A 23,166-nucleotide genomic window follows, 5' to 3' on the forward strand; every position below is an offset into this window, starting at 1 on the left:
TGGAAAGGTAAACAACAAGCTCGAAACCTACTTAATTATATGTAGTTTTGGTGGCAACAGGCGGCAATTCTATTATAAAGTACGCAATTTAGACGGTATATCTTGCCATCCATACCTTCACGGTATCCAATAATTTAAGAATAATGCGATTTAGATTTTCTGGTCATGAGAGTTTTCCATGCCGATATACTTGGCTACCAAAAGCATATCGGGCCATTCACGCAGACCCTACCCTATTCGCCAATGATAATCATGCAATGGTGCAGTTAGGCGTTGGAAAAAACATGGTTAAATCCATTCGATTTTGGGTACAATCGTTCGGTATAGCCGAACAGCAACCGGATAAACCTGGCCTTTATATCACGCCTTTCGGCCACGCCATCTTTCAGGCCCAAAAGGGGCAGGATCCTTTCTTGGAAGACATTCGAACCTTATGGTTGCTGCATTGGAAAATCTCAACGCTCATTGATGATCCGCTTTTTGCGTGGTATTTCTTGCTAAATCAGTGGCAGAAACCAGAGTTTTCTCAGACTGAGGTCATTGAAGCATTCAGCATTGAATCGGACCGAATGGAGCGCCCTTTATCCGATTTTACGAAAGAACAACACTTTTCTATATTTCTGCATACCTATGTCCCAGTACGGGCAAGAAAAGGCAATGAAATACTAGAGGAGAGTTTGGATTGCCCGTTAACCGAACTTCAATTAGTTATTCCCGCTGGTGAACGAACAATGGCTGAACCGGGGAAACGGGAGCATTTATACGTATTCCGGCAGGATGGAAAGCCTGACATCACTGGCCCACTACTAGCTTATTGTTTGTTTGATTTCTGGCGCAATCACCAAAGAGAGGAAGAGAGCTTATCATTTCGGGACATTTACGCACGACCCGGTAGTGTGGGCCAGATTTTTAAACTATCGGAACCGGATTTACAAGGTCGATTAGTTTCGTTACAACACGATTCACAGCTTTTTTTTGACTATCGCGACTCGGCGGCTCTACCACGTTTATTAAAACAGGGGGAGTTGAATGAAGAAATGGAAGCAACCCTGTTCACAGGAATTTATGGTCAACCGATGGAAGCCTATTTTGAGGCTCAGCAGTTAGCACACGGACAAAAATTTAGAATAGGAATAGGCCATGATTAATACCGTAACCACCAGCTTATTCGCGATACATCGACGTTTTTTACGTTCTACGGACTTGGAACGTGACTGGAATGATCCAGAAGCATTAGAGAACTATACCCTTACCCCACATGCGAAACAAGCCTTAGAGCGTCTTGGAGAAGGTTTAAGGCCAAAATCAAGTCTACGTGCATGGCGTATTACTGGGGATTATGGTTCGGGAAAATCTTCATTTGCCTTACTGGTGGCAAAGTTATTTTCTCAACCATTGTCGCAATTGCCTACAGTGTTTAAGACTGAGCTGCGTCGAGCCGGATCAGGGCTCGCCTTCCCCAAAGCCCCCGCTTTGTTACCTGTATTGGTAACGGGAAGTCGGGAACCAATGGGCCCGGCTATTCTTAGGGCGTTGCTTACAGCTCTGCGAAGCATTGACGCCGACGAAAGTTTGTTAACAGAATTAGGGGAAGTAACGTCTAACCCTGAGATCTGCTCAGATAGACTTGTGCTTCACTGGGTGCAGCGTATACAGCGGTATATAGTAGTTACTGATCGAGCAAATGGACTACTATTGATCCTTGACGAAGCTGGTAAATTTTTAGAATACGCGGCTGATCGCCCTGATCAGCAGGATGTTTTTTTACTGCAAAGTCTCGCTGAAGCGTCGGCACGTAGCGGTGACTTACCTTTATTTATATTAGCTCTATTACACCAGGGGGTAAGCGCCTACACGGAAAGTCTCACTAAAGCACAACAGCGAGAATGGGAAAAAGTAGCTGGACGTTTCGAAGAAATTACCTGGTACCACCCAGTCGAGCAAGTTGCCTCGTTAGTCGCTAATGCCTTAAAAACCCAACTTGACCAGGTTAAGCCGCAAACACAGGAACAGGCTAGATCGGCTATGCAGGAGACGCTAAAATTGCGTTGGTATGGGGTTGACGTGGCAGCCAAGCCTCTAATAGACTTAGCGGCCAATATATACCCTCTTCATCCTACCGTTTTACCACCCTTGGTCCGGCTATTTGCCAGTTTTGGTCAAAATGAACGGTCACTCTATTCGTTTTTGCTGGGTTCTGATCCACACGGCTTGCAAGACTTTACCGCTCGTACTGAGGGAAAACAGTTTTTTCGGTTAAATAATCTTTTCGATTATGCGCGTAGTGCCTTTGGTGGTCGCTTGGCCTCGCTCAGCTACCACTGGAAAGAAATCGATAGCATTATAAATTCCTACCAAGGAGAACAGGAGCAAGATCTAGCGGTGCTTAAAATAACTGGCTTAATGAATCTCCTGAACACAAGCGACTTAGTTGCTTCGAAGCAAGCATTGTCGCTTGCCCTGGACATAGGAAATGATATAGAGGCCGCTCTCATTCGTTTGCAGGAGCTGCATATGCTGCACTTTAGAGGTATCGCCGGTGGTTTTTGTGTGTGGTCTACCTCAAGTGTTAATTTAAATGATGCCCGTGCCGAAGCAAAAAAAGCCTTAGGAACTGTTACTAATCTGCCAGCACTTATTCGGGAGCGCCTAGAGGTGCGGCCACTTGTTGCCCGTCGTCATTACATCAGCACAGGTAATCTGCGGTATTTTGATGTAAAGTATGTAGAAGTGGCCTCCTTGTCCAATAAACTTAATACGGATACATCAGCAGATGGACTAATTATTGTTCCCCTCTGTGAGACACCTACAGATGTCGAAGCTGCTCATAAGTTCATATCGAATTCGGAAATTGCCCAACGTGCCCACGTACTTGTGGCTGTACCTCGACCCCTTCGAGGACTTACGGCAGAGTTGGAGGAGCTTCGTCAATGGGAGTGGGTAGAGCGGTCGATCGGTGAACTACGTCATGATCGATATGCACGAGAAGAAGTCTCCCGTAAATTAGTACTCTCTCAGCAAACGTTAACAAAAAAATTACAAGTAAGTATAGGTCTACTTAATGCCGATGGAGAAGGCCGTTTGGCTTGGTTCCATAAAGGGCAGCTAGTACCCAATCTTCACACAGGAAGGAATGTACTGACGTTGTTAACCGAAATTTGTAATAATGTCTATTCCTTCTCCCCGTTCATACATAATGAACTGATCAATCGAAGGATTTTATCGTCGAACGGTGCTGCTGCACGGTTAAGGCTATGTGAGAAACTCTTTGAATCAGCCAGTCAACCTTTATTGGGCATGGACCCGGATAAGCATCCACCTGAAATGTCCATGTATTTATCGGTATTGCAAGAAGCAGGCTTACACCAGCAAACAGAGAAAGAAGGCATATGGGAAGTTGCTTTACCTAGTGAACAATATGACGAAGCTCATTGCCGTATTTTACCGGCGATGCATCGTATTCATGAGGTTCTTTTGGAAAAACCGGATGCACGTGTGCCAGTGACAGTAGTGTTTGATGCGTTACGGCTAGCGCCTTATGGTGTTAGAGATGGTTTAACACCGCTACTACTGGCGGTATTTGCCGTCATACACGAGCAAGAATTAGCATTTTACGAAGATGGTTCTTTTATTCCAAGAATAACTGGTACTAACTTCTTACGGCTCATTAAAGCTCCGGAAACGTTTGAGGTCCAATATTATCCATACACAGGTATCCGTAACGACTTGTTTCAACAATTGATCCGTGAATTAGGGCTAAGGGCTGAAAACACGAACCGAGTCGACATACTGGATGTCGTAAAACCACTACTCATATTTATCGCAAATCTTCCAGAATATGCGCTAAAAACGACACGTTTATCTCCTAAAGCCAAGGCCGTCCGGTCTATTCTGGTAGCAACTGTTGATCCGGCTAAACTTATCTTCTATGATTTGCCAAAAGCCTGTGGCCTATCCCCTATCAATGCCCACATTATTGGTGATGAACATACACAACTAAATCATATCCAGGAATTTGTATCTACTTTAAAAAGTATTGTAGATGAATTGCGTGCTGCCTACCCGAATTTGTTGCAGAGCTTATGTTCACAATTGATGAAAGAATTGCAGTTAAGTGGTGGATTTGATCAAATCCGACCTATATTGGCCAGCCGGGCGAAAGCGTTGGCCATCTCGGTGACTGAGATTCGATTAAAGAGCTTTTGCTTACGGCTAGCTGATACATCACTAGTAGAAAATAAATGGCTGGAATCTTTGGGTAATCTAGTTTGCTCAATGCCACCAGCCAAGTGGCGTGATGCGGATGAATATAAGTTTGAGCAAGAAATCCACAAGCTGAGCGCTCAATTCTTGCGAGTAGAAGCTGTTGTGTTTAGTAAAAAAAGTACTGAACAGAATGTGGAGTCTGTCCGACTGGCTCTAACTCACCCGAACGGAGAGGAACGTGATCAAGTTATTCATTTAGCGCAAGAACAGGTTAAGGATATGGAAGCTCTACAAGAACACCTGAGAACATTACTTAGACATCAGGGACAGCTCGGTATGGCTGCTGCTACACGTGTCCTGTGGGAGATGATGGCTCAAAAATAATGAATACTCCAGCCAGTCAATTTAAAATTCCGCTCATATCCACCGAAACATGCATTTTAAGGTTACTGCCCGTACTATTTTACAGTTAGGTGCAGAGCTCATCAGCTCTGATGCTATTGCTTTTTATGAACTTATTAAAAATGCATTTGATGCAGGTTCACGAAAGGTGGAGGTAAGAGTCGTAATCCGATTACCACAATTGCTTGTTAGAGACACAATTAAACGTATTACATTAGACAATAACCCAGTAAATAACTCAGTAAAAAAAGAAATACTTAACCAACTAATTAGTAGCATTGATTTAGAGACACCAGAAGCTAGTGAATTACAAATAGCCTTAAATAATAATCTTACTTCAGATCAACTTCTCTTACTTCTAAAAAAGGCGAACTATATTCTTATTAAGGATCAGGGAGAAGGTATGTCTTTAGTTGACCTGGAGGATATATATTTAACATTAGGGACTCGTAATCGACAAAAGCAGCGTAGTCAAAATGAAAATATAGTCCCAACAAGTGAAGGCAAACGTCCAATACTGGGCGAAAAAGGTCTTGGCCGTCTTTCAGTAATGCGATTAGGAGATGGACTTCTGGTAGAGACAACTAAAGCTGGCGAAAATAATTATAACATATTAGAAATCGACTGGAACATGTTTTCGCACGACTCAGATGCAATGCTAGATAGCATAGTCGTTGAGCCGAAAATAGGAACATTAAAAGACAATCCACTAACACAAGGAACCAGTATTCGAATCTTTGACTTAAAGTCAATTTGGTCAAAAGAAAAAATAGAAGCAATCGAGCAGGAACAGATAGGTCGTTTTATTGACCCGTTTAGTCGAACAAACCGTGATTTTATTACTCTCTGGTTTAATAAAAAACCTATTTTGCTTTCGGGCATCGATAAAACATTATTCGCCAATGCACATGCGTCAGCTAAAGGCGAACTAAAATTCGATACGGATGGTAATGCGACTCTACTTGGAGAGATGCATTACAGAGTTTATGATCGAAATAAAACTTTCTCAATAACTGGAACACATCTTGCAGTACTCTTAGAAGAGGTTGTAGATGTAGATAAAGCATTTGCAATATTGAGAAGTTTGGGCCCATTTACTTTTGAACTACACTGGTTTAACCGGAGGTTACTGACTAAAAATCAAGGTGTAATAGATCCGAAATACGTTAAGGAGCTGGTTGACACATGGGGTGGCGGTTTAATGGTTTACCGAGATGGTTTCCGTGTTAATCCATTTGGTGGTCCAAATGATGATTGGTTGGACATTGACCATATAGCCCTAAGTTCCCAAGGTTATAAATTGAACAGGCGTCAGATAGTTGGAAAGGTAGATATTACCTCCAATGGTAATCCGTTTCTTCTTGATCAGACAAACCGAGAAGGTTTGCGAGATAATTTAGAAAAACAAGTCCTTGTTACATTACTACAATATTTTATTTGGAAAGAGCTTAAAGTTTTTCTCAACGCTGTTCAAAGCGACGAACAAGCAAACCTCGCTGCATTAAGTTTAGGAGAGATAGAAAAAAGAATAGATCTAGGCCAGCATAAGATAAGGCAAGCGATAAAATATCTAATTACAAATTATCCTGAACTGAACCAGGAAACTGAAATTATTAATACAATTGAAGAAGTTTTGGAAGAAAGCTCAGCTTTGTTTAAAAGTGCTAAAGCGTCAGCAAAAGTACTTGAACAACGACTGAGTACTACGATAAATCTGGCTGGCTTAGGCTTAATGATTGACGTTATTGCCCATGAACTAAACCGGGCTACACATCAAGCTATTAAAACAATAAATACTCTTCCATCCCAAGAGCTTACCCAACGCACGGCAAGCTCAATGAGTACACTAAGATCACAGCTAACAACTTTACAAACACGTCTGAAAGTTATTGATCCTTTAGGCCCTTCAGGCCGTCAGCACAAAACATTGGTAGATTTAAAAAAGCTGTTACAGGATACTTTACTATACCACCATGACCAGTTTGAACGCCATCGAATAAATTTAGTAATTGAAGACAGTTATATTGATCAAAAATGGAGTATACAGGCAGTTCCAGGAATGATTGTACAAGTGATTGAGAACCTGATTACTAATTCTGTTTATTGGCTAAAACAGGAGCAAATCATTAATAAACTTTCAAACGCTGAAATAAAAGTAAAAATTGATCGTGATCGACAGTTCGTTTTATTTTCAGATAATGGTCCTGGGATTCCAGTTGCAAAAAAAGACGATATTTTTAGACCTTTTGTTAGCACAAAGCCGCCTGGAGAAGGAAAAGGACTAGGCCTATACATTTCACGGGAAATAGCTCAATATCATGGCTCCTCTTTGTATCTCCAGGATACTGGAAAATCTGTCTTACATACGTTCATTCTTGATTTGCAAAACAATAAGTGAGTATCCTATGTCATCTTCTTCCCCCATTTTAATAGAAACGGTTGCTGCTACCAAGGAACCTAAACAAAAAGCGGCTATTATTGATGATGCCTTTGATGATGTTGAAGAGGGCGAAATCAAAATAAAGCAGTATTTAGAATTTTATCAACTGGTGAACCAAGAAGGCGAATTTGACGATTTAGTTTCTAAGATTGGTCTAATACTGCCAGAGGTATATATAGATGAACCTGCGCCTGCAAATTTTTTGGATTTTTTGCAGGAACTGTGGAGGGAAAGAGCCAGTCATGCCAGATTAAAGGAATTAGTTGATAAAAATCTGTTTACCGAAAAAGTTGATAAATTAAATGAACTTGAGACAATTTGTAAAAATCTTGAAAATCAGAATTTAGATGTTAAGCGAATCAATTCTAGAGTCGAAGACCCCAGTATTTTTTCAAGCGGTGAATTCGTCTACATCTTCATTGATTATAACTTAGGCATTGAACCAGGGCCTTTAGCTGTGGCTAATGCCAAAACTAAAGCACGGGAGATATACAATACATGTCCTAAGGGGAAAAAGCCTGTCACAATATTGATGTCTTCAGAGTCTGGTTTCATCAAGTTGATTGATCGATTTCAAGATGAGGCGGGTATGATTGAAGGAGTCTTTCGTTTTTCACCCAAAGATCAACTAAGTGATCAGAATAAAGTTTCGTTATTAATACGCGCATATTCCGAAGAATTTGAAAGTAATCATGCTCTTCAGGATTATATTCATGCACTAATAAGTGCAGCCAAAGGTGCACTAAATGAATTTGAGAAAGAAGTACAAATGCTTCGTATAGAGGATTATGTATTTATCCAAAATTCTGCTTTACGGGATCAGGCACAACCATTAGGTGATTATTTAGCTTGGCTGTATGGTACTCATTGGGCTAATCTATTACTACGGAACACCGACTTAAAAGTTCAACAATCTATTATTGATAAGGTATTCTCCGATAAACCGCCACTTCATCATCGACTACCTTCTTCAAAAGTGTCGGCCATTTATATGAGTGCACTATTTGAAGAGGGTTTAGGTCCAATTGAGCTTCACCCTTTAGAAGGGTCTACAAACAGCAAATTAGCCAAGCTACCTTATTTGCACTTAGGAGACTTATTTACTAAATCTGAGACAACAGATGTGTGGATGGTTTTGAATGCACAATGTGATCTTGAACGCCCAGAAGCTAAAAATGCAGAAAGAAGTATTTTCTTAGTGCGCGGTACATTAGTACCATTTGAGAAGCCACTTGCTCTTAGCGATCAGAAAACGGATTTCTTTTTATTTGAGGGAGTTCAATACCAAATCAAGTGGAATGTAAAACAGGTTGATACAGTCCCACATAATAAGTTCATTGAATGGCAGAAAATTTTAGAGTTAGAACGACACTTTCGTTTGCGACTGCCTTTTGCGTTGGAGATACAACAAGCCTTTTCTGCTTCTATTTCCCGAATAGGTTTACCAGTATCACCACCATTTACTCAAGAAATAAGACTGGAAGTTCTCTATAGGAAAGAGGACAGTTCAGCAGGTATTTTTTTAGAAGAAAGCGTCGAATATGCTTTTTTACCTATTACTAGAGTAGGAGATAAAACCGTTCGCTTAACATTGCATTTCGCTTTAGATTTTAAAGAAGCTCTCCTTTCTAAACAACGTGAGTTAATACTTAAAAAGGCTGAAGTAGAGGGAGGGCGTTTGGCTAATTATGATAAAAAATTATTCTCGAATATAAATTTATTGTTAGACGAATTTGACAATTGGTTTTTTAGTAAGAAAGGTTTTCTTTACCCAAGTGGTAACAAACCTATTGTCCTATTACCTCCTAGTTCTTTAGGGCTTTCACTTGATTCACCCAAAGATGTATTTGTGGGGCAAAATGCATTTATTATTAATATTGTAACTGACGATTCGCCCTCTATTTCACCAACTAGTAACCCACCCATTAACCATGAAAACTAATCAGCAGCCAAGACATATATTGAGCTTATCTGGAGGCAAAGACAGTGCCGCACTAGCGTTTTACATGCGTGATCGAGTACCCGAAATGGAGTATGTGTTTCATGATACGGGTAAGGAACTGCCTGAAACAATTGCTTATCTAGGCCGATTAGAAGCACTACTTGGTAAACCTATCCATAAAAGTACCGTTGAAAATGGGGACTTTATTGGCTTTGATCAACTGCTCAAAATTTACGGAGGAATGCTACCCTCTAGCCATCGCCGTTGGTGCACACGTAAGATGAAGCTGGTTCCATTTGAGCGGTTTATTGGTAATGAATTCTGCTACAATTATGTGGGACTTAGAGCTGACGAGAATCGTGACGGTTATATCAGCCAAAAACCGAATATTGTGCCCGTATACCCTTTCCGTGAGGACGGTCTAATCAAAGCTGATATTGAGCGTATTCTAGAAGAATCAGGTCTGGGTATGCCTCCTTATACTGAATGGGGACGTACCCGCTCTGGCTGTTTTTTCTGTTTCTACCAGCAAAAAATAGAATGGGTGAGGCTTAAAGCTGCGCACCCTGATTTGTTTGAAGAGGCCAAAGCTTATGAGAAACCTGGTAAAAATGCGATAACTACATTTTACTGGTGCGGTAACGAGCCATTAGCGGAATTGGAAAAGCCAGAACGAATGGCGCAAATCATTCGGGAACATGAAGTAGCAAAAGAACGCGCCCGTCGCAACGCACCGAATAAGACATTATTAAACATACTTGGAGGAGTGGATGACTATGAGGAAAAAACGGGGTGCCTCATTTGCCAAATCTAAAGCGACTACTTATTTTTATTGAATGTGATCACAAGTACTTCTCCGTCAGCGAACAATTGGATTCGATTCGTTCGTAAATATGGCCCGATTCCAGCCAATGATTCAGCGTTTGAAGAGCATACGGGCCGAGCTGCACGGCGTGCTGGCGTGACACCTATTGCCTTTACTCATCCCCGATTTTCGGAAGTACTACAGTGTTTTGCAGGACGAGAGCTTGTTTCTGTTATTCTGACTGGTACTGCTGGCGATGGCAAAACTCACTTATGCAGCAAAGTTTGGGAATACTTAGAAGGCGATGGAGCAACATGGTCCTCCAACAATCCTTATATCCATTTAACATTGACATCAGGGGCAACGTTGCATGTGATTAGGGATTTGAGTGCTTGGGTACCACAGCAAGGAGCCGAATGGGAAACTGAAGGTAGAATGCTGCTAGAGTTATTCTCAAATAGTCTATTCGAGAATAATACATCTGACTATTTTCTCATTGCTGCCAATGATGGACAACTGATCGAAACATGGCGACGTTTGCCAGATTCTCCTACTGTAAGCCGTGCCCGAAGTCTTTTTGAACAGTTACTGGTTGAGGATCAGGAAGAGCAGCCAGGGATCAGTATACGTTTTTTTAACCTATCGCGTGGTTCTTCCGCTGAGCTTTTTGATTGCGCTCTAGAAGCATTTCTATCCCATCCAGGTTGGAAACTCTGTTTTGAAGGTGAAGCTGGCTCCTCACTAGCATATGGACAACAATCACCCATTCGTCGGAATTTTGAGTTATTGCAAACTCCTTTGTTGCAACAACGACTCCGGGACTTGTTAGAACTCTGCGATTATAACGATCTTCACATTCCAATTCGTGAGATTTTAGCCTTATTAGTCAATGCGGTGTTAGGCTACGCTGGCAAAAATTGCAAGGATCAATTAATGGTACCGACTGATATCCCTCGGATTATAACGGATGGATCGGTAGGAGAGGCAAGTATTTATAATAATTTGATTGGAGGAAACCTACGTGAAAGTCGCAGGGAAAGCATCGGGGTGTTCAATTACTTAGATCGATTTCGTCTTGGTCATGAAACAACAAACCGTATTGATTCAATTCTCATCTTCGGTGAAGCAGATGAGGCATTGCATCCTTATTATCAACAGTATTTAGGCAACGATCAATTCTATGGTGCTGACGCTCGATATCAGCAGGCTCAAAGTGATTACGTGGAATCTGCTGATGAAGATATCAGCAATAGTCAGTTCCTGGAAATGTTAGTCACACAACGTAGAGCTCTTTTTTTTAAAATATCTTCCTCTGAATCTCAAGATTTACATTTATGGGAACTGACCGTCTTTCGTTTTGCGGGCGAATTTCTAGAAAGGGTTATCCGCATAGTACATCCCACGATAAATGGGCGCGTGGATCGGCATATTGTTAGCCGATTAGTTCGAGGCCTAAATCGCGTTATTGTAGGTATGCTAATCAACGATGATCGGAAATTATGTTTAGGAACTAGCCTGCAATCAACTGGTGCTAAAGTGTCCCGCATTTACGAAGATTCAATATCCGTTGTCCCAAGCAAAGGAGAACGTGTGGAAATTGTGTGGTACGGTAATAAACCAGCGCTTCAAGTCACTTTAGCCGAAAATATTTCTGAATCTTTTCCTCTGAATTTAGTTCGATACGAGTTTCTCTCACGCGTGGCAGAAGGGGCCTTGCCTAGTAGTTTTTCGAAAGAATGTTATGAAGACATTCTTTCTTTTAAGAGCCGACTGTTAAAAGCTTTAAAAAAACGCCGACAGACCGAGCAAATAGCTGGTGATGAGTTTGTCCTTCGTTTTCAACGCTTGCGTCTGGATGAAAACGGTAACCCTGAACATCGAACAATTCAATTAAATTTTTCCCGTCCATAAAAGATAGTCATACAGTATAGATTTTCATCCTTTTAAATTTTCCTTCACACCACTCTTACTATAAAAGGTATGTTATTACCTACACCCGCTGATACGCTCGTTGCTCGTCCCCCTAAAGGTCATTACACGAAAATCGACTTTTGGATTGACGAGCAGATTTGGGGTCACCGTATTTATCCTCAGACGCCGTGGCTCATGTTTTTAGAATGCCTAACGGTGGCTGAATATTTCGCGCGGAAAGGCACTCTTTTAAACGAGCAAGGATCTTTTTACCCGCTGGTGTTTTATCCCTTGCGTCGGATGCACCTACGCAATATTCTGTGGAACAACGACATTATAAAAACCTTAGAGGATGATAAATTAGACTCAAACAGTTCATGGGCAAAATGGCTTGCCTGGATGCAGGAGAATGCCAGAAACTTGACGGTCAATGATTTTTCTTACCTAAAAGGTCGCTTTGAACGCTTCAGTGACTTCGCATTTCTTGTTGGTATGTTGCGTGACGCATCAGTGGAAAGCGAGAGTAATAAACGATGGACTTCTCGGTTCCTCTTCCCTTTTGGTGCCAATGCCATCTATGAGGATCTGGGGCTAGATGGCAAGCATGATTATACTAATTTCACCCGTACTGGAGAGCTACTTTATTTGATGCTATGTCGCAGCTCTGTTGTAAATGAACTACGTCCTTACCTCTTAGACTATTTACGGGGAGATAATGAATGGAATCAATTACTCACTGTACTGGAACCAGAGATAGAGGAAAGTAAGTCAGAGCGGGCACACAGCTATTTGCCTTATAGTCAACATCCATGCTTTAATGCTTTAGGAGAAGACTGGTTACATCTTTTCCAACTGGGTTTGCCCAACTTTGATGTATTGAGTCATTTAGTTACACTTAGCGCATTTCACGTGCTTTTGTACCAGTTGAAGGTGGCGGCAGAGTGGGCGAATAAAAGCGAACCGATTACATTTTTATGTGAGGTGGTGGCTCCAAAGAAGACACTGGTGCGTGAAGTATCCATAATCAACTTTCAAGAAAATAATAGCCTATCTGGTGAAGCCATTCAAACCTATTTAACCAGTATAAAAGAATCAGATGCTTGGCAACTGGCCTTACTACTTCCTTCTCCCGCCGATATCTTCGCCGTCTGCCAAACAATTCTTCAACGGGAGATTTGGTGGGATAATGTTGGCGATTACGATCGAAGTTTAGATCCAGATGACCTACTTGAATTTTTGCGTGATAAAGCGCAGCTTCGTCACCAGCAACATGCTGGGGAGGTTCACCGCTCCTTAGGTCGTTTAATTGGTCTAGTCTCACGCCGGGGCACGAATAAGTATCGGTACGCTCCTACCGATAGCTTTTTAAAGACACTTATTTTTGCCACAGTTCCACTTCGAATGGAACTCAAAGAATTCTTCCAACTACTATTCGAACGCTACGGTTTGGTCTTTAGTGAGCGGGAGGCCGTTAATGTTATTGCTGAAGATGAGTTTGATCCCAAACCTTTTGCGGCGAATGCCGCCCGGTTGGAGTTGCGTTTAGCTAGTCTTGGCCTGTTACGCCGATTGTCTGATGGATGCGCTTACGTAATTAATCCCCACGGCCACGCTTAATTTTTTACCCATTATGGAAACAAGCAGGTTAAGCACAGGCCATGAGGTGCCGTATTCTCTTACTGCCTCGACGCTTATTGGACAAGTGGCAGCTTTATACTTAGCTAATCGCATTCAAGGTAATGAAACGGAGACAGGTACTGCCCGTTTCATATTGGACCAATTAAAAGGGGAGCAAATGGCTGCTATCGCGCGGGCTATTTTGGATAATCAATTTCTTGCGGATTTGGTAGAAATTCAGTTGCCATACGCTAAACTAATTCCCTATTTAACAGAGTATGGATTACCCGAGACAATTCTTACAACTCAACGAGCAACTTACTTACGTAACGCTGAATGTCAGCGGTCGGCTTTACTGTTGGCAAATACAGGAGATGATGAAGCACAATCATTAAATCTAATCGAGCCAATAGGCTCGGCGGTTCTATTATCCCAACCTGAATTGTGGATTCAAGTGGCTTCAGTTGAGCTGGGTCTAACGGAAGAGAATTTTGACGTGTGGAGCCGTGTGCTACGGGCGCTGATGGAATTAAGTATTCGTTCTTTACCTCATATTGCCGAGTACGTGTTGCGTACCCGTCGGGAAATAGAAGAAGGTGAACCCTTACTATCAGCTTTAGGGGCAGCTTTACCAGCTTTAGCGATGCCTCGTGACACAAATCTATTCATAGGTCTTCCAGTAAAATTCCACCGGCACTCATCCCGCTGGAAACAATTCTTCATGGATGCCCATAAGAAGCGAGCCCCTTTTTTACGTAAACAAACACTTGCCCAATCGTTGCTCACATCGACTAACTTGCGAGCCTCCTTTAATAAGGTTCGCGATGTAATAGCAGAGGAACATCATGCAACGATTGATGAATTCATTGCAGCTGATGGCCAGTGGAATGAAGCTGCCAAAGCTCTCGCCGAAATTGAATGGGAGCAAGTACGTCCATTGTTTGACGGCTTAAAACGGGAGAAACATAATCTAGGTAAGCAGACAAAGGTATTTTTTGATGACAAGGATGACGATTTACTTTCTCAAGATGAGCGGGATTATTTAAAAGGGTTAGAAGAACGAAATCCCTCTTCGGCTACCGACGATGATCGGCTCTTTTATGATTTGCATCGTCACCAAATAGCAGAGAACCGGAACCTAAAAGCCGGTTGGGATAAATTTGCCTTTGGTCGACCTTACGAAAATGAGGATTTTTTAACCGGTTTAGCCTTGTGTCTGGAGAGACTTTCAGTTGAAGACTATAGCACAAATCGGAAGCTTAAGATTCGGTTAGATGCTAAAAGCAAAGGCGATTTAAAAAAACTCAATACCGAAGCTGGGCTTTACTTCGCAACTCGCTACAACGGCTTACGCGAATTACTAGGTAGTAGTGTAGAATGGGATGTGGGTGAGTTATTAAACTATTTATCCCTGCTTGATGAATGGCGAAAGTCCGCTAAATACACTCGAAACCGTTCCGAAGCGAAACTTGCATTACAACTTAAGTTCACCCTCGAGTTGCAGATGGACTCTGTAACGCAAGGACAAGCCAGTGGTTCCACGGCTTCAGCTACTCAATTGATCTGGACCTTTAATCCAATGAAGGTTACCCGAGAGTTTGCAGCGGACTGGGGACGCCTAGTTGAGCATCCACTAGTATTATGTACAGCAGGCCGAGAAGCGATGAGCGCGAAGGGACGGTTTCAATCTGTTGATATTAATGATGTGAGAACATTGGTTCCCGCTTTTGGCCAGCACCGAGGTTCCTTTGTTGGAATATATAAGGCTGCCAATAACCTAGCTTCTCGATGGGAATCCAACTTAAAATTGGCGCGCACCGAAGAATTGATATCCATAGCTGTAGAACAAGAGCTGAAAGAACTGTGGCTTAATTTCGAAACTGCATACACCACGGCAATTACAGAGTTCAGACAGTATGGCGTTGGTCTTGCTAGCGAAATGTTACAAGATCAAGCTGATCGATATGCTGCATTATTGATGGCTGTTTGCAAAAAAGCCATTGGGGATCGAAACCGGTCGTTATTGCTTTTACCGTTACTGCGCATCGGTTCAGTCTCAGTAGCAGGTGATTCGTCCACAGAAATTATTACGCCTTGGCACCCATTGCGTATGATGGTCATGTACGTTAAAGCCCGTCGTGTACGGGAATTAGTAAAAGCCTATTTAACCGAAGATGAAATACGGTTTGGTGATGCTGGACGTTTATTTTTTAAAGATTTACGGGAGGAACTTGCCCATCCATTCTATCCAGAGGTAGTTCTGGGCCGTTACGAAAGCAAACCAGAACTGTTATCTCTAGCAGACACCTGCGGAGATTATACACTGCATGAGCCGCCAGTAGCAACGGGGCCGGAAACTAGTGATAACCCAGCAGAGTCATCTAAACGTGTAGCTGAATTGGTTTCTCGATACCTAGCACTACAACCTCACGAGAGTGCAAACCTTTCTGTAGTGCTATATGATTGTGACTCGGCTCGCTTGCCACAAGCAGTTGTAAATCAGATTGGCCGTATGAATGAGGAGGATGAGGATGTGCGGTGTCAGATCGTTTTGCGCCATCATGACCCAAAGAAACTGCACTCCTTGTACGAACGAATTGTCGAAGCATCGGACACTGACCCGGATGCTTACAGTACCAGTGAGGCCACACGTGGCTTTATGGCACGGTTACGTATTAGTATATCCGCTGATCAAGCTCCTGCTCCCAATGAACACGAGGGACCACCAAACGACATTGTATTCCTTCAGGATGTTATTGCCCGGCATGCCACAGTAGACTGGTTTAGAGAAAATGTTCACACAATTCCATTATTGGAACTAGTACCTGCCCATTGGTCTAGGCGCCGTCCCTCGCCCACTGGCGATATGAAATCAGTCGTATACTTATGCTGCCCAGTCCAGACACCGGAAGGCTGGGCTTATCTAACTGCTATTACTACGTTTATTAAGGGCAATTGGGACGGTGAAACTCAGCATCGCTTATTGCCTGCACGCCAACTGGATTTCCAAGATCCAGAAATGAGTCACATTTTTGAGGAGACGCATAACCTAGGACATTGGGTCGTAAACTACGATGAGTTGTTAGATCGGCGGCAGTTATTAGATCGCAAAGTACGAGTCATTCGTTATAAACAGTCTTCTACGCAAGGCCGTAGTCTCATCGTATCGTCAACTGCTTCTTTAGGTCTTTTGCAATCGATGGTTTTGCGCCGTATTGGTAGCTTAGAATTAGGATTAGATAAACCTGCACAGCATAAATTAACAGAACAGTTAATTGAAGCGGCAAACAAAATATCTGGTGACATTGTCCTTCGTGCCGCGCGACGGGGGCGTAGCGCCAGCGAGCTTATAGGCGTTGTGCTAAGCTGCTTCTTGATTAGACAGGAAATGCAAGCTTATATTGGTGGTGAAAAAGGCCATTTTGGCTGGTATTTTCTAGATGATTATGCAGAATGGCTTGGCCAACGAGAGCAGCAGTTAGCTGATATTCTAATGTTAAGTCCTAGCCGAGGAGAGAATGGGGAGTTGCGCCTCACCATTATCGTTAGTGAAGCAAAATTTATTGACCGCAGTGGCTTAATTGCGGGTGCCCGAACCTCACGCAACCAATTGCGTGATACCCTTAAACGGATCTATGACGCCTTATTCGGTGCTCCAGAGCGGTTAGATCGTACTCTTTGGCTTGCCCGATTATCAGACTTGATTCTTGATGGAGTACAATTCCCCGCCGGTTCTAACATCAATTTGGCGGACTGGCGAATGGCAATTCGACAAGGCAATTGTCAGATCAGTCTTCGAGGCTACTCTCATGTCTTCATTTCCGGTGTAGAAAATGATCCCAGTGACGCTGATTTTAGCCAGATATCAGAAGTAGAAAATGCTTACCAAGAAATCTTTTGCCGCGACCAAGTTAGAGAATTGGTTACCCTTTACGCAAGCGGAAAGGACCCTATGCCAATACGTTCTGCGAATGGGAATACCGCTATATGGACTTCACAAGAATTCACTCAGCCAACGGGCAACCTATCCTCAGTTGTTATTCCAAGTGTTGGAATAACAGCTCACACTCAAAATAAGATTTTGGAACCTTTAGTAAGCGATCAACCTGGAGATATTTTAAACGAGAGTATACTAAATTCTGTGGGTACACCAGTAGTTACTGAAATGTCGGTTCAAGTTAACGAAAGATGGGCCTATCCATTAATTCAGACACTTCTTACTAAACAGGATATTGTAAAGCCCGAAGCTACAGCAGATGTTGAATGGCTGCAGGCCACAGGACAACGCACAAAATCAGCACTTCAAGGGTTCAATTTGCATGCTAAGCTTCAGGATAGCAAACTAACGCCGAATGCAGCTTTGCTTAAATTTCAAGGCAATGCCAATCTTACAGTAGATCAAATTGTAAAGAAACAAGTAGAATTTAAGACTACCTATGGCTTAAGTGTGGTCTCTGTTAGACCAGAGTTAGGGGCAATTTCTGTGGCCATTGAACGTCCAGAACGACAAGTAGTACGTCTTGAGGATATTTGGAGCAGATGGAATCCTTCTTCAATTCATGGCAATCAGACCTTAGCCATTGCCATTCGCGAGGACAATGGAGAAATTCTAACGCTCTCTCCTCAAAAGAATGCTCCCCATACCTTGATTGCGGGTACGACAGGAAGTGGAAAATCTGTATTAGTTCAGAACATTATCCTATGCATCGCGGCAACTAATACTCCCGAGCAGGCGAAAATGATCATTATTGACCCTAAGTTGGGTGTAGATTATTTTGCATTAGAGCCATTGCCTCATATCAAAGGCGGTGCCATCATCGTGGATCAGGAAGAAGCCTTAGCGGAGCTTACGGCTCTAGTTGAGGAGATGGAATCCCGTTATAAGCGTTTCCGAGAAGCGCGAACAGCCAATATTACAGCCTATAATAATAAAGTTGGCCCTGACCAACGCCTTCCTGTCGTCTGGTTAATTCATGATGAATTTGCAGATTGGATGCAAATAGACGAATATAAACAGCAGGTAATAAATGTTGTATCCCGATTAGGAGTTAAGGCACGTGCCGCTGGCATTTACCTTGTTTTCGCGGCTCAACGCCCGGACGCAAACGTGATGCCTATGCAACTACGAACCAATCTGGGTAATCGCTTAATATTAAAAGTTGATTCAGAAGGCACTTCTGAGATTGCACTTAGTCAAAAAGGGGCCGAACGTCTACTGGGCAAGGGGCACCTTCTTGCAAAATTAGAAGGCGAACCTGATTTAGTGTTTGGCCAAGTTCCTTTCATTCAAGAAGAAGTTATTGATCAATTAGTTGATTTAATTAATTCACCAGTTTGACAATTTAGGTGAGTTCAATATAGTAATATTTTTAAATTATAATGAATTGATCGATATAATTAAGTTATTAACAAATGTACTACATTACTAATTTTTTAAAATTCGACGTTAATATGCATAAAACAAAAAAGCTATCACAGCTTAAATTTTGGCGTTTAAATATGTAGTTCAAATTTAGACGACTTTGGCAGGATGCTAAGTTATCAAAGCAACGAAAAAGATAGTGAGCGAAGATTTTAAATTTGGCTATCAATGATACTTTAGATAATATCTTTTGTAAAATTCTAGTTAACTTATTTTTTTTTAGTTGCGTTTTGGAGTTACTTAAATTTTTCGCAAAACCATTCATAAAAGGCTTGAAAGGTTTTCGCATTAAAATACAAGCCTTTTTGTACTTTTATTTCAAATTGAATTTCAGCTCGAATGTGTTTTGCGTAATTATTACTTTTCTTAACTTCGATAATCATCATTTTGCCTTTATATATAGCTAGTATATCACCAAGCTCTATTCGGCTTTTTCGATCTAAGTAATCTATAAATAGCCTATAATTTTTAGTGGAATTTATACTCACGGCTATTCCATCTGACATATTGATAAAATCTGTAATACATTTCGTTAAGCCATAATGTGTTGAGTCATTATAGGTAACTTTACGAATATTAGGTTTCAATCCTATAAAAGGATATTCATCTAAATATGAAACTCTTAAACTTTCTAAAATTTCGATAGATTTACAAATGGCTCGCTCCATATTTTAATATCATTTTTCAAATAAAATTCATTCTAAATAGTAAATATAAATATAATTGCTTACCCAATTTTTATTTAGGAGATTTCCGTCAAGTTAATTATAACCAGTAATAATTATGAAAAATCAGAATATAAAACGGGCGTAAAGATGCAGTTGAGTTCCCCACAAATATTGAACCGCTCAGCGATTGGGGATCGGACAGTCATTTAATCTCTTTTGGATATCCTTTCCCAATCCGTTCAGAGTCCGTCCGCTAAGTGACCTTTGAGGCCGAAAGGTGTTGTTTTCTTCTCATCAACGCTCAATTTTTTCCTTCATATATTCCAAAGACAAGAATAAGTGAGCGTTTAAGACTCATCTCGAAAAATGCGATTAAGTGATTCTAAAAATTGGTTATCAGTTGGTTTACCAGGCCGAGAAAAATCCAGTGATACCCCGTTATCATACGCCCACATGTCCAGTGCCTTCAGGATGAACTTACTGCCATTGTTTACTTGAATTCGCTCGGTTACAGCCAAATGTATCACTATTAATTCTAATACATCATCGCTTATCTACAACTGGCTGACATGGTTGGCCACGCACAGTCGGCTACAATCATCCAGTATAGTTAAAGCCCGTATTTTTCGACCATCAAACAATTGGTCCGACACTAAGTATATAACGCTACGGCGGACTGTTCCAACACTGATGAATAATAGAAAGCTCAGGTTGGTCTAATCGTTGAACAGCTGTGCGGTTCCCTCATGGCCACTTGTCAAGTAAGTTAAGCCTTTCAAGGCAAAATAGGCGATGCACATGAGTATGATCGTCGCGCCAACTCTCACGCTAGAGTAAAGTTAAAATACGTTGACAGCCATCAAGAACACGTGTTTTAGCTATCTCCCGGATACGTTTTCTCGGCACGGAATCATCTCGTTAGTGCGCTTTATAAATCCAAATCGAGCGTCGATGCAGATGTACTTTGCAGGCTCGGCGCTGCGAGATCCGATAGTCACCCATGAGGCTTCGGGCCAATCCACGCTTTTGGATCAGTCTTAAAGCTTTCTTTTGATGACATCTTGAAGCGTCTGTTTGTAGACTTAGATCGGTCACTAACTGCTTTAATTGTAGATTCTCTTCCTTCAACTGACGAAGCCGTCGAAGTTTGAGAACGCCTGTTCCTCCATATCTCTATTCCCAGTTGTAGAAGGTGGCCTCACTGATGCCCATCTTGCGGCAAACTTCAGCGACAACCGTACCAGTATTAGCTTGGCCAGGCGCAAAAAACGATAGCATGGGCCACCCCACTGCACTTCGATGAATTTAGTCTTCTCAAGCGATTTTTTGATTTTTAAAATTTCAAAAATCGCCCAAACTATCTACTTTATCCTGGGCCAATTTACTGGGAGTGAGCCAAATCTGAAGTCCAACAGGTCAAGGTAATCATAGTTAAACTCAATTGTTGTCAGTTTTAAACCAACAATACCTTTTGGGTCACCTGTATCTTCGTCACCTTGGAACAAATCAAGATACGATACACCTGGTCCATATTCTCTTGACAATGGCAAGAATTCACCGTCATACTTCGCCTTTTGGGCTGCTCTCGAATTATCTAATGATAATATTGTTGGGTCGATTGCAGCGAGTAGGTCAACATCCACCGCAGAATCGTCGTAACATATATCGAAATCATCTGGTATCGATTTCCGCGTTACAAAACTGCCCCCAATATATACTGCTTGACAGCCCGCTTGCCTTAACGATTTTAAACCCATCTCCATTTTTTTTAGAAACCTCTGCCTACCCCAGGTAAAACCAAAGTTGCTGCCTAGCTCCTGCCAAGTCAACCAGTGGATGCCTTCTATAAGATTACCTCTAATATCGAATTTCAACATACAAGTTGTGATGGCTCTATAGGTACGCTACAGTTAGCCATTCTTTAAGTGTGATACTTTTACGACTGCGACTATTAGCTACTGACTTGTTCCGAGACACCTTTCAACACAAACCTAAGTTAGCCAGAATGATGTGTCATGCGGCCAATTGTTCATCGATAAAATGACTCTCACCGGCAGAACTGCGGTTCTGATATTTTACCCAACTCAATGAATCAGGATGCCATGTCTCTACTTTCAACTTTGGCGGCAATCCAACCAGCCGCGTAAGTTCCTTCTCCATAATGACTCTTACTGTCTCTGCATGCTCAGCAGTCGTCGTAATACTATCGTGGATTGTGAACAATGGAATATTTTTGTTCATCCGATGAATAGATTTGGTAATTACTTTCAGAACGATATATGATTCTATGCTTTGAAGCAGGCGCGACAAGCGGGAATGATCACCTTCTTTCAAAAGTTCGAACAGGGGGTTGATCGATGGGAATAACTCTTTAAAAAGGCGTTTGACCTTCGTTCTTCCGTAGTTCGAATTCTTCGAAAAAAGCACTTCGAACATTCCCTTTTTTACCTCGGCCCGGTCTAAAAAATTCACTCTCATCACTTTAGCGCTTCGGTCTCCCATAAATGTATAGAGATCTGGCCCATTACGGCTTTTCTTCGCACCCACTAATTCACAATATAACACAAAGTCTTGATTATCAAGAACTTGCTTTAATTTTACTAAAATAAGGGTAGTATTTGTTATTTGTTTTATTTCTTCATATATTTCTTTATTTATTGTATTTATCTTGATTTTATTTTTTGCTAGCTGTAAATCCCAAAAAGAAGGATTAAATAGTAGAGTCGATAGATAGGGTTGGCTATTCTTTATGTCTATGTTTACAAGTAGTTTTCCATCGAAAGTTATTAAATTTCGTAAGTCGCTTTTTATATTGGTGAGAACCGTGTGCATTCTCCCTACTTTACTATCTACCGTACAGCCTAAATCTCCCGACAGCAAACAATCAACGTTTGCCTTCGCATGTTTGTATTGCACTTCTGGATCTTTCGGAATTTCGTGACCAAATACTGGGTGAATTTTCTTTTCGACTAAGGCGGGATTACCCTGTTGCGCTTGACGACGAACATTTAGGAAATCCATTGCAGCTTGCCCATCAATTCGCAGGCGGCAATCGGGCCACAGCCATTTCGTTAGATGACCATAATCCTCTTTTAGTTGGGCAAAATCTTCTTTTCTCTTCTTCCGCAAGTGCCTCACAAATTCCTTTGTATAATCAACCACAATAACGTCTGTTGTTTTATACGTATCAGTAAATCGATAACCGCGGCTATATCCCTTACTTTCAACTGAACTAGGCTTAAACATCTTATTAGTATAGATAACGCCGGTTTTGACGAAGTATGAAAGATATTTATTATAATCTCGTACTACTTTCTGCAATAATCTAGATGAAAGAGGAGTAAGCCCATCCTTCATTTCGTCAGCGATAGATTTATTCCTCGCAGGAACAAGTGTGATTTGGGTTAAGATATACAGCGCGTAATCCGGTTTGAACTTTGTGATGCCATACATATGCGGAAGATATTGAGCAATGTGCTTGGTTAAATCGAATCCTTCCGGTAATAATGCTTTCATTTTAGATTTGCATGAATATTGATTGTGAGTAAGCCCATTTGTATGGGTATGAATTCTATAACAACTCGCACTAAGGATTTATTTGATTTTTATAAAATTGAATTGAAGAATTCTTCATAGAAAAAAAACCGTTAAATTATTTATGAAAACCTAAAATGATACAATTTGCACTTGTAATTTTAAGATCTTCTTAGGCTGAATTTAAATCAGAAGATCAAATAGTTCGTTAAGTAAAGT

The 23,166-nt window shown here is 41.5% G+C and carries 13 protein-coding genes; 8 read left to right on the plus strand and 5 right to left on the minus strand.

The genetic code is table 11. From position 1 onward, the window contains the following. Window positions 1-143 precede the first annotated feature (143 nt). The 8 genes from SD10_RS20695 (at window position 144) to SD10_RS20730 (ending at window position 18,661) form a co-directional block, all read left to right on the plus strand. The gene (locus tag SD10_RS20695; protein WP_082111645.1) at window positions 144-1,148 is read left to right on the plus strand and encodes a DUF4007 family protein; all 1,005 of its coding nucleotides are present in this window, start codon (window positions 144-146) and stop codon (window positions 1,146-1,148) included. Then, a complete protein-coding gene (locus SD10_RS20700) occupies window positions 1,141-4,590 on the plus strand; it encodes a hypothetical protein (RefSeq protein WP_046576416.1) in 3,450 nt (1,149 codons plus the stop codon). Before SD10_RS20695 ends, SD10_RS20700 begins: the two co-directional genes overlap by 8 nt. A gap of 49 nt (window positions 4,591-4,639) precedes the next feature. After that, entirely contained in the window at window positions 4,640-7,006 is a 2,367-nt protein-coding gene (locus tag SD10_RS20705) for a sensor histidine kinase (protein ID WP_046576418.1), read from the plus strand. A gap of 7 nt (window positions 7,007-7,013) precedes the next feature. Next, window positions 7,014-8,990 carry a hypothetical protein gene (locus tag SD10_RS20710; RefSeq protein ID WP_046576420.1) on the plus strand — a complete coding sequence of 659 codons (1,977 nt, stop codon included), beginning with the start codon at window positions 7,014-7,016 and terminating at the stop codon, window positions 8,988-8,990. Then, the gene (locus tag SD10_RS20715; RefSeq protein WP_046576421.1) at window positions 8,980-9,804 is read left to right on the plus strand and encodes a phosphoadenosine phosphosulfate reductase family protein; all 825 of its coding nucleotides are present in this window, start codon (window positions 8,980-8,982) and stop codon (window positions 9,802-9,804) included. Before SD10_RS20710 ends, SD10_RS20715 begins: the two co-directional genes overlap by 11 nt. A gap of 24 nt (window positions 9,805-9,828) precedes the next feature. Next, on the plus strand, window positions 9,829-11,706 hold the full coding sequence (locus tag SD10_RS20720) for a hypothetical protein (protein ID WP_046579886.1): 1,878 nt from the start codon (window positions 9,829-9,831) through the stop codon (window positions 11,704-11,706). Window positions 11,707-11,775: 69 nt separating this feature from the next. Further along, the gene (locus SD10_RS20725) at window positions 11,776-13,323 is read left to right on the plus strand and encodes a hypothetical protein (protein ID WP_046576422.1); all 1,548 of its coding nucleotides are present in this window, start codon (window positions 11,776-11,778) and stop codon (window positions 13,321-13,323) included. A 13-nt stretch (window positions 13,324-13,336) separates the two neighbouring features. Further along, window positions 13,337-18,661, plus strand: a complete 5,325-nt coding sequence (locus SD10_RS20730) for an FtsK/SpoIIIE domain-containing protein (RefSeq protein WP_046576424.1) — start codon at window positions 13,337-13,339, stop codon at window positions 18,659-18,661. Window positions 18,662-18,981: 320 nt separating this feature from the next. Here the strand turns inward: SD10_RS20730 and SD10_RS20735 are convergent, their stop codons facing one another. From SD10_RS20735 to SD10_RS20745, 5 genes are all read right to left on the minus strand, one after another. Continuing rightward, window positions 18,982-19,413 (minus strand): hypothetical protein, encoded by a 432-nt coding sequence (locus SD10_RS20735; RefSeq protein ID WP_046576425.1) that lies wholly within the window; start codon window positions 19,411-19,413, stop codon window positions 18,982-18,984. 347 nt (window positions 19,414-19,760) lie between these two features. After that, window positions 19,761-19,868, minus strand: coding sequence for an integrase core domain-containing protein (locus SD10_RS30515; protein WP_394330476.1), 108 nt, complete (start codon window positions 19,866-19,868; stop codon window positions 19,761-19,763). A gap of 718 nt (window positions 19,869-20,586) precedes the next feature. Further along, window positions 20,587-20,691, minus strand: coding sequence for a transposase (locus SD10_RS30520; protein ID WP_148562479.1), 105 nt, complete (start codon window positions 20,689-20,691; stop codon window positions 20,587-20,589). Window positions 20,692-20,774: 83 nt separating this feature from the next. Beyond that, a complete protein-coding gene (locus SD10_RS20740; RefSeq protein ID WP_052731237.1) occupies window positions 20,775-21,290 on the minus strand; it encodes a DUF6932 family protein in 516 nt (171 codons plus the stop codon). Between the two features lie 136 nt (window positions 21,291-21,426). Further along, window positions 21,427-22,929, minus strand: coding sequence for a hypothetical protein (locus SD10_RS20745; RefSeq protein WP_046576427.1), 1,503 nt, complete (start codon window positions 22,927-22,929; stop codon window positions 21,427-21,429). Between the last annotated feature and the right edge of the window lie 237 nt (window positions 22,930-23,166).

The sequence above is a fragment of the Spirosoma radiotolerans genome (assembly GCF_000974425.1).
GTDB lineage: Bacteria > Bacteroidota > Bacteroidia > Cytophagales > Spirosomataceae > Spirosoma > Spirosoma radiotolerans.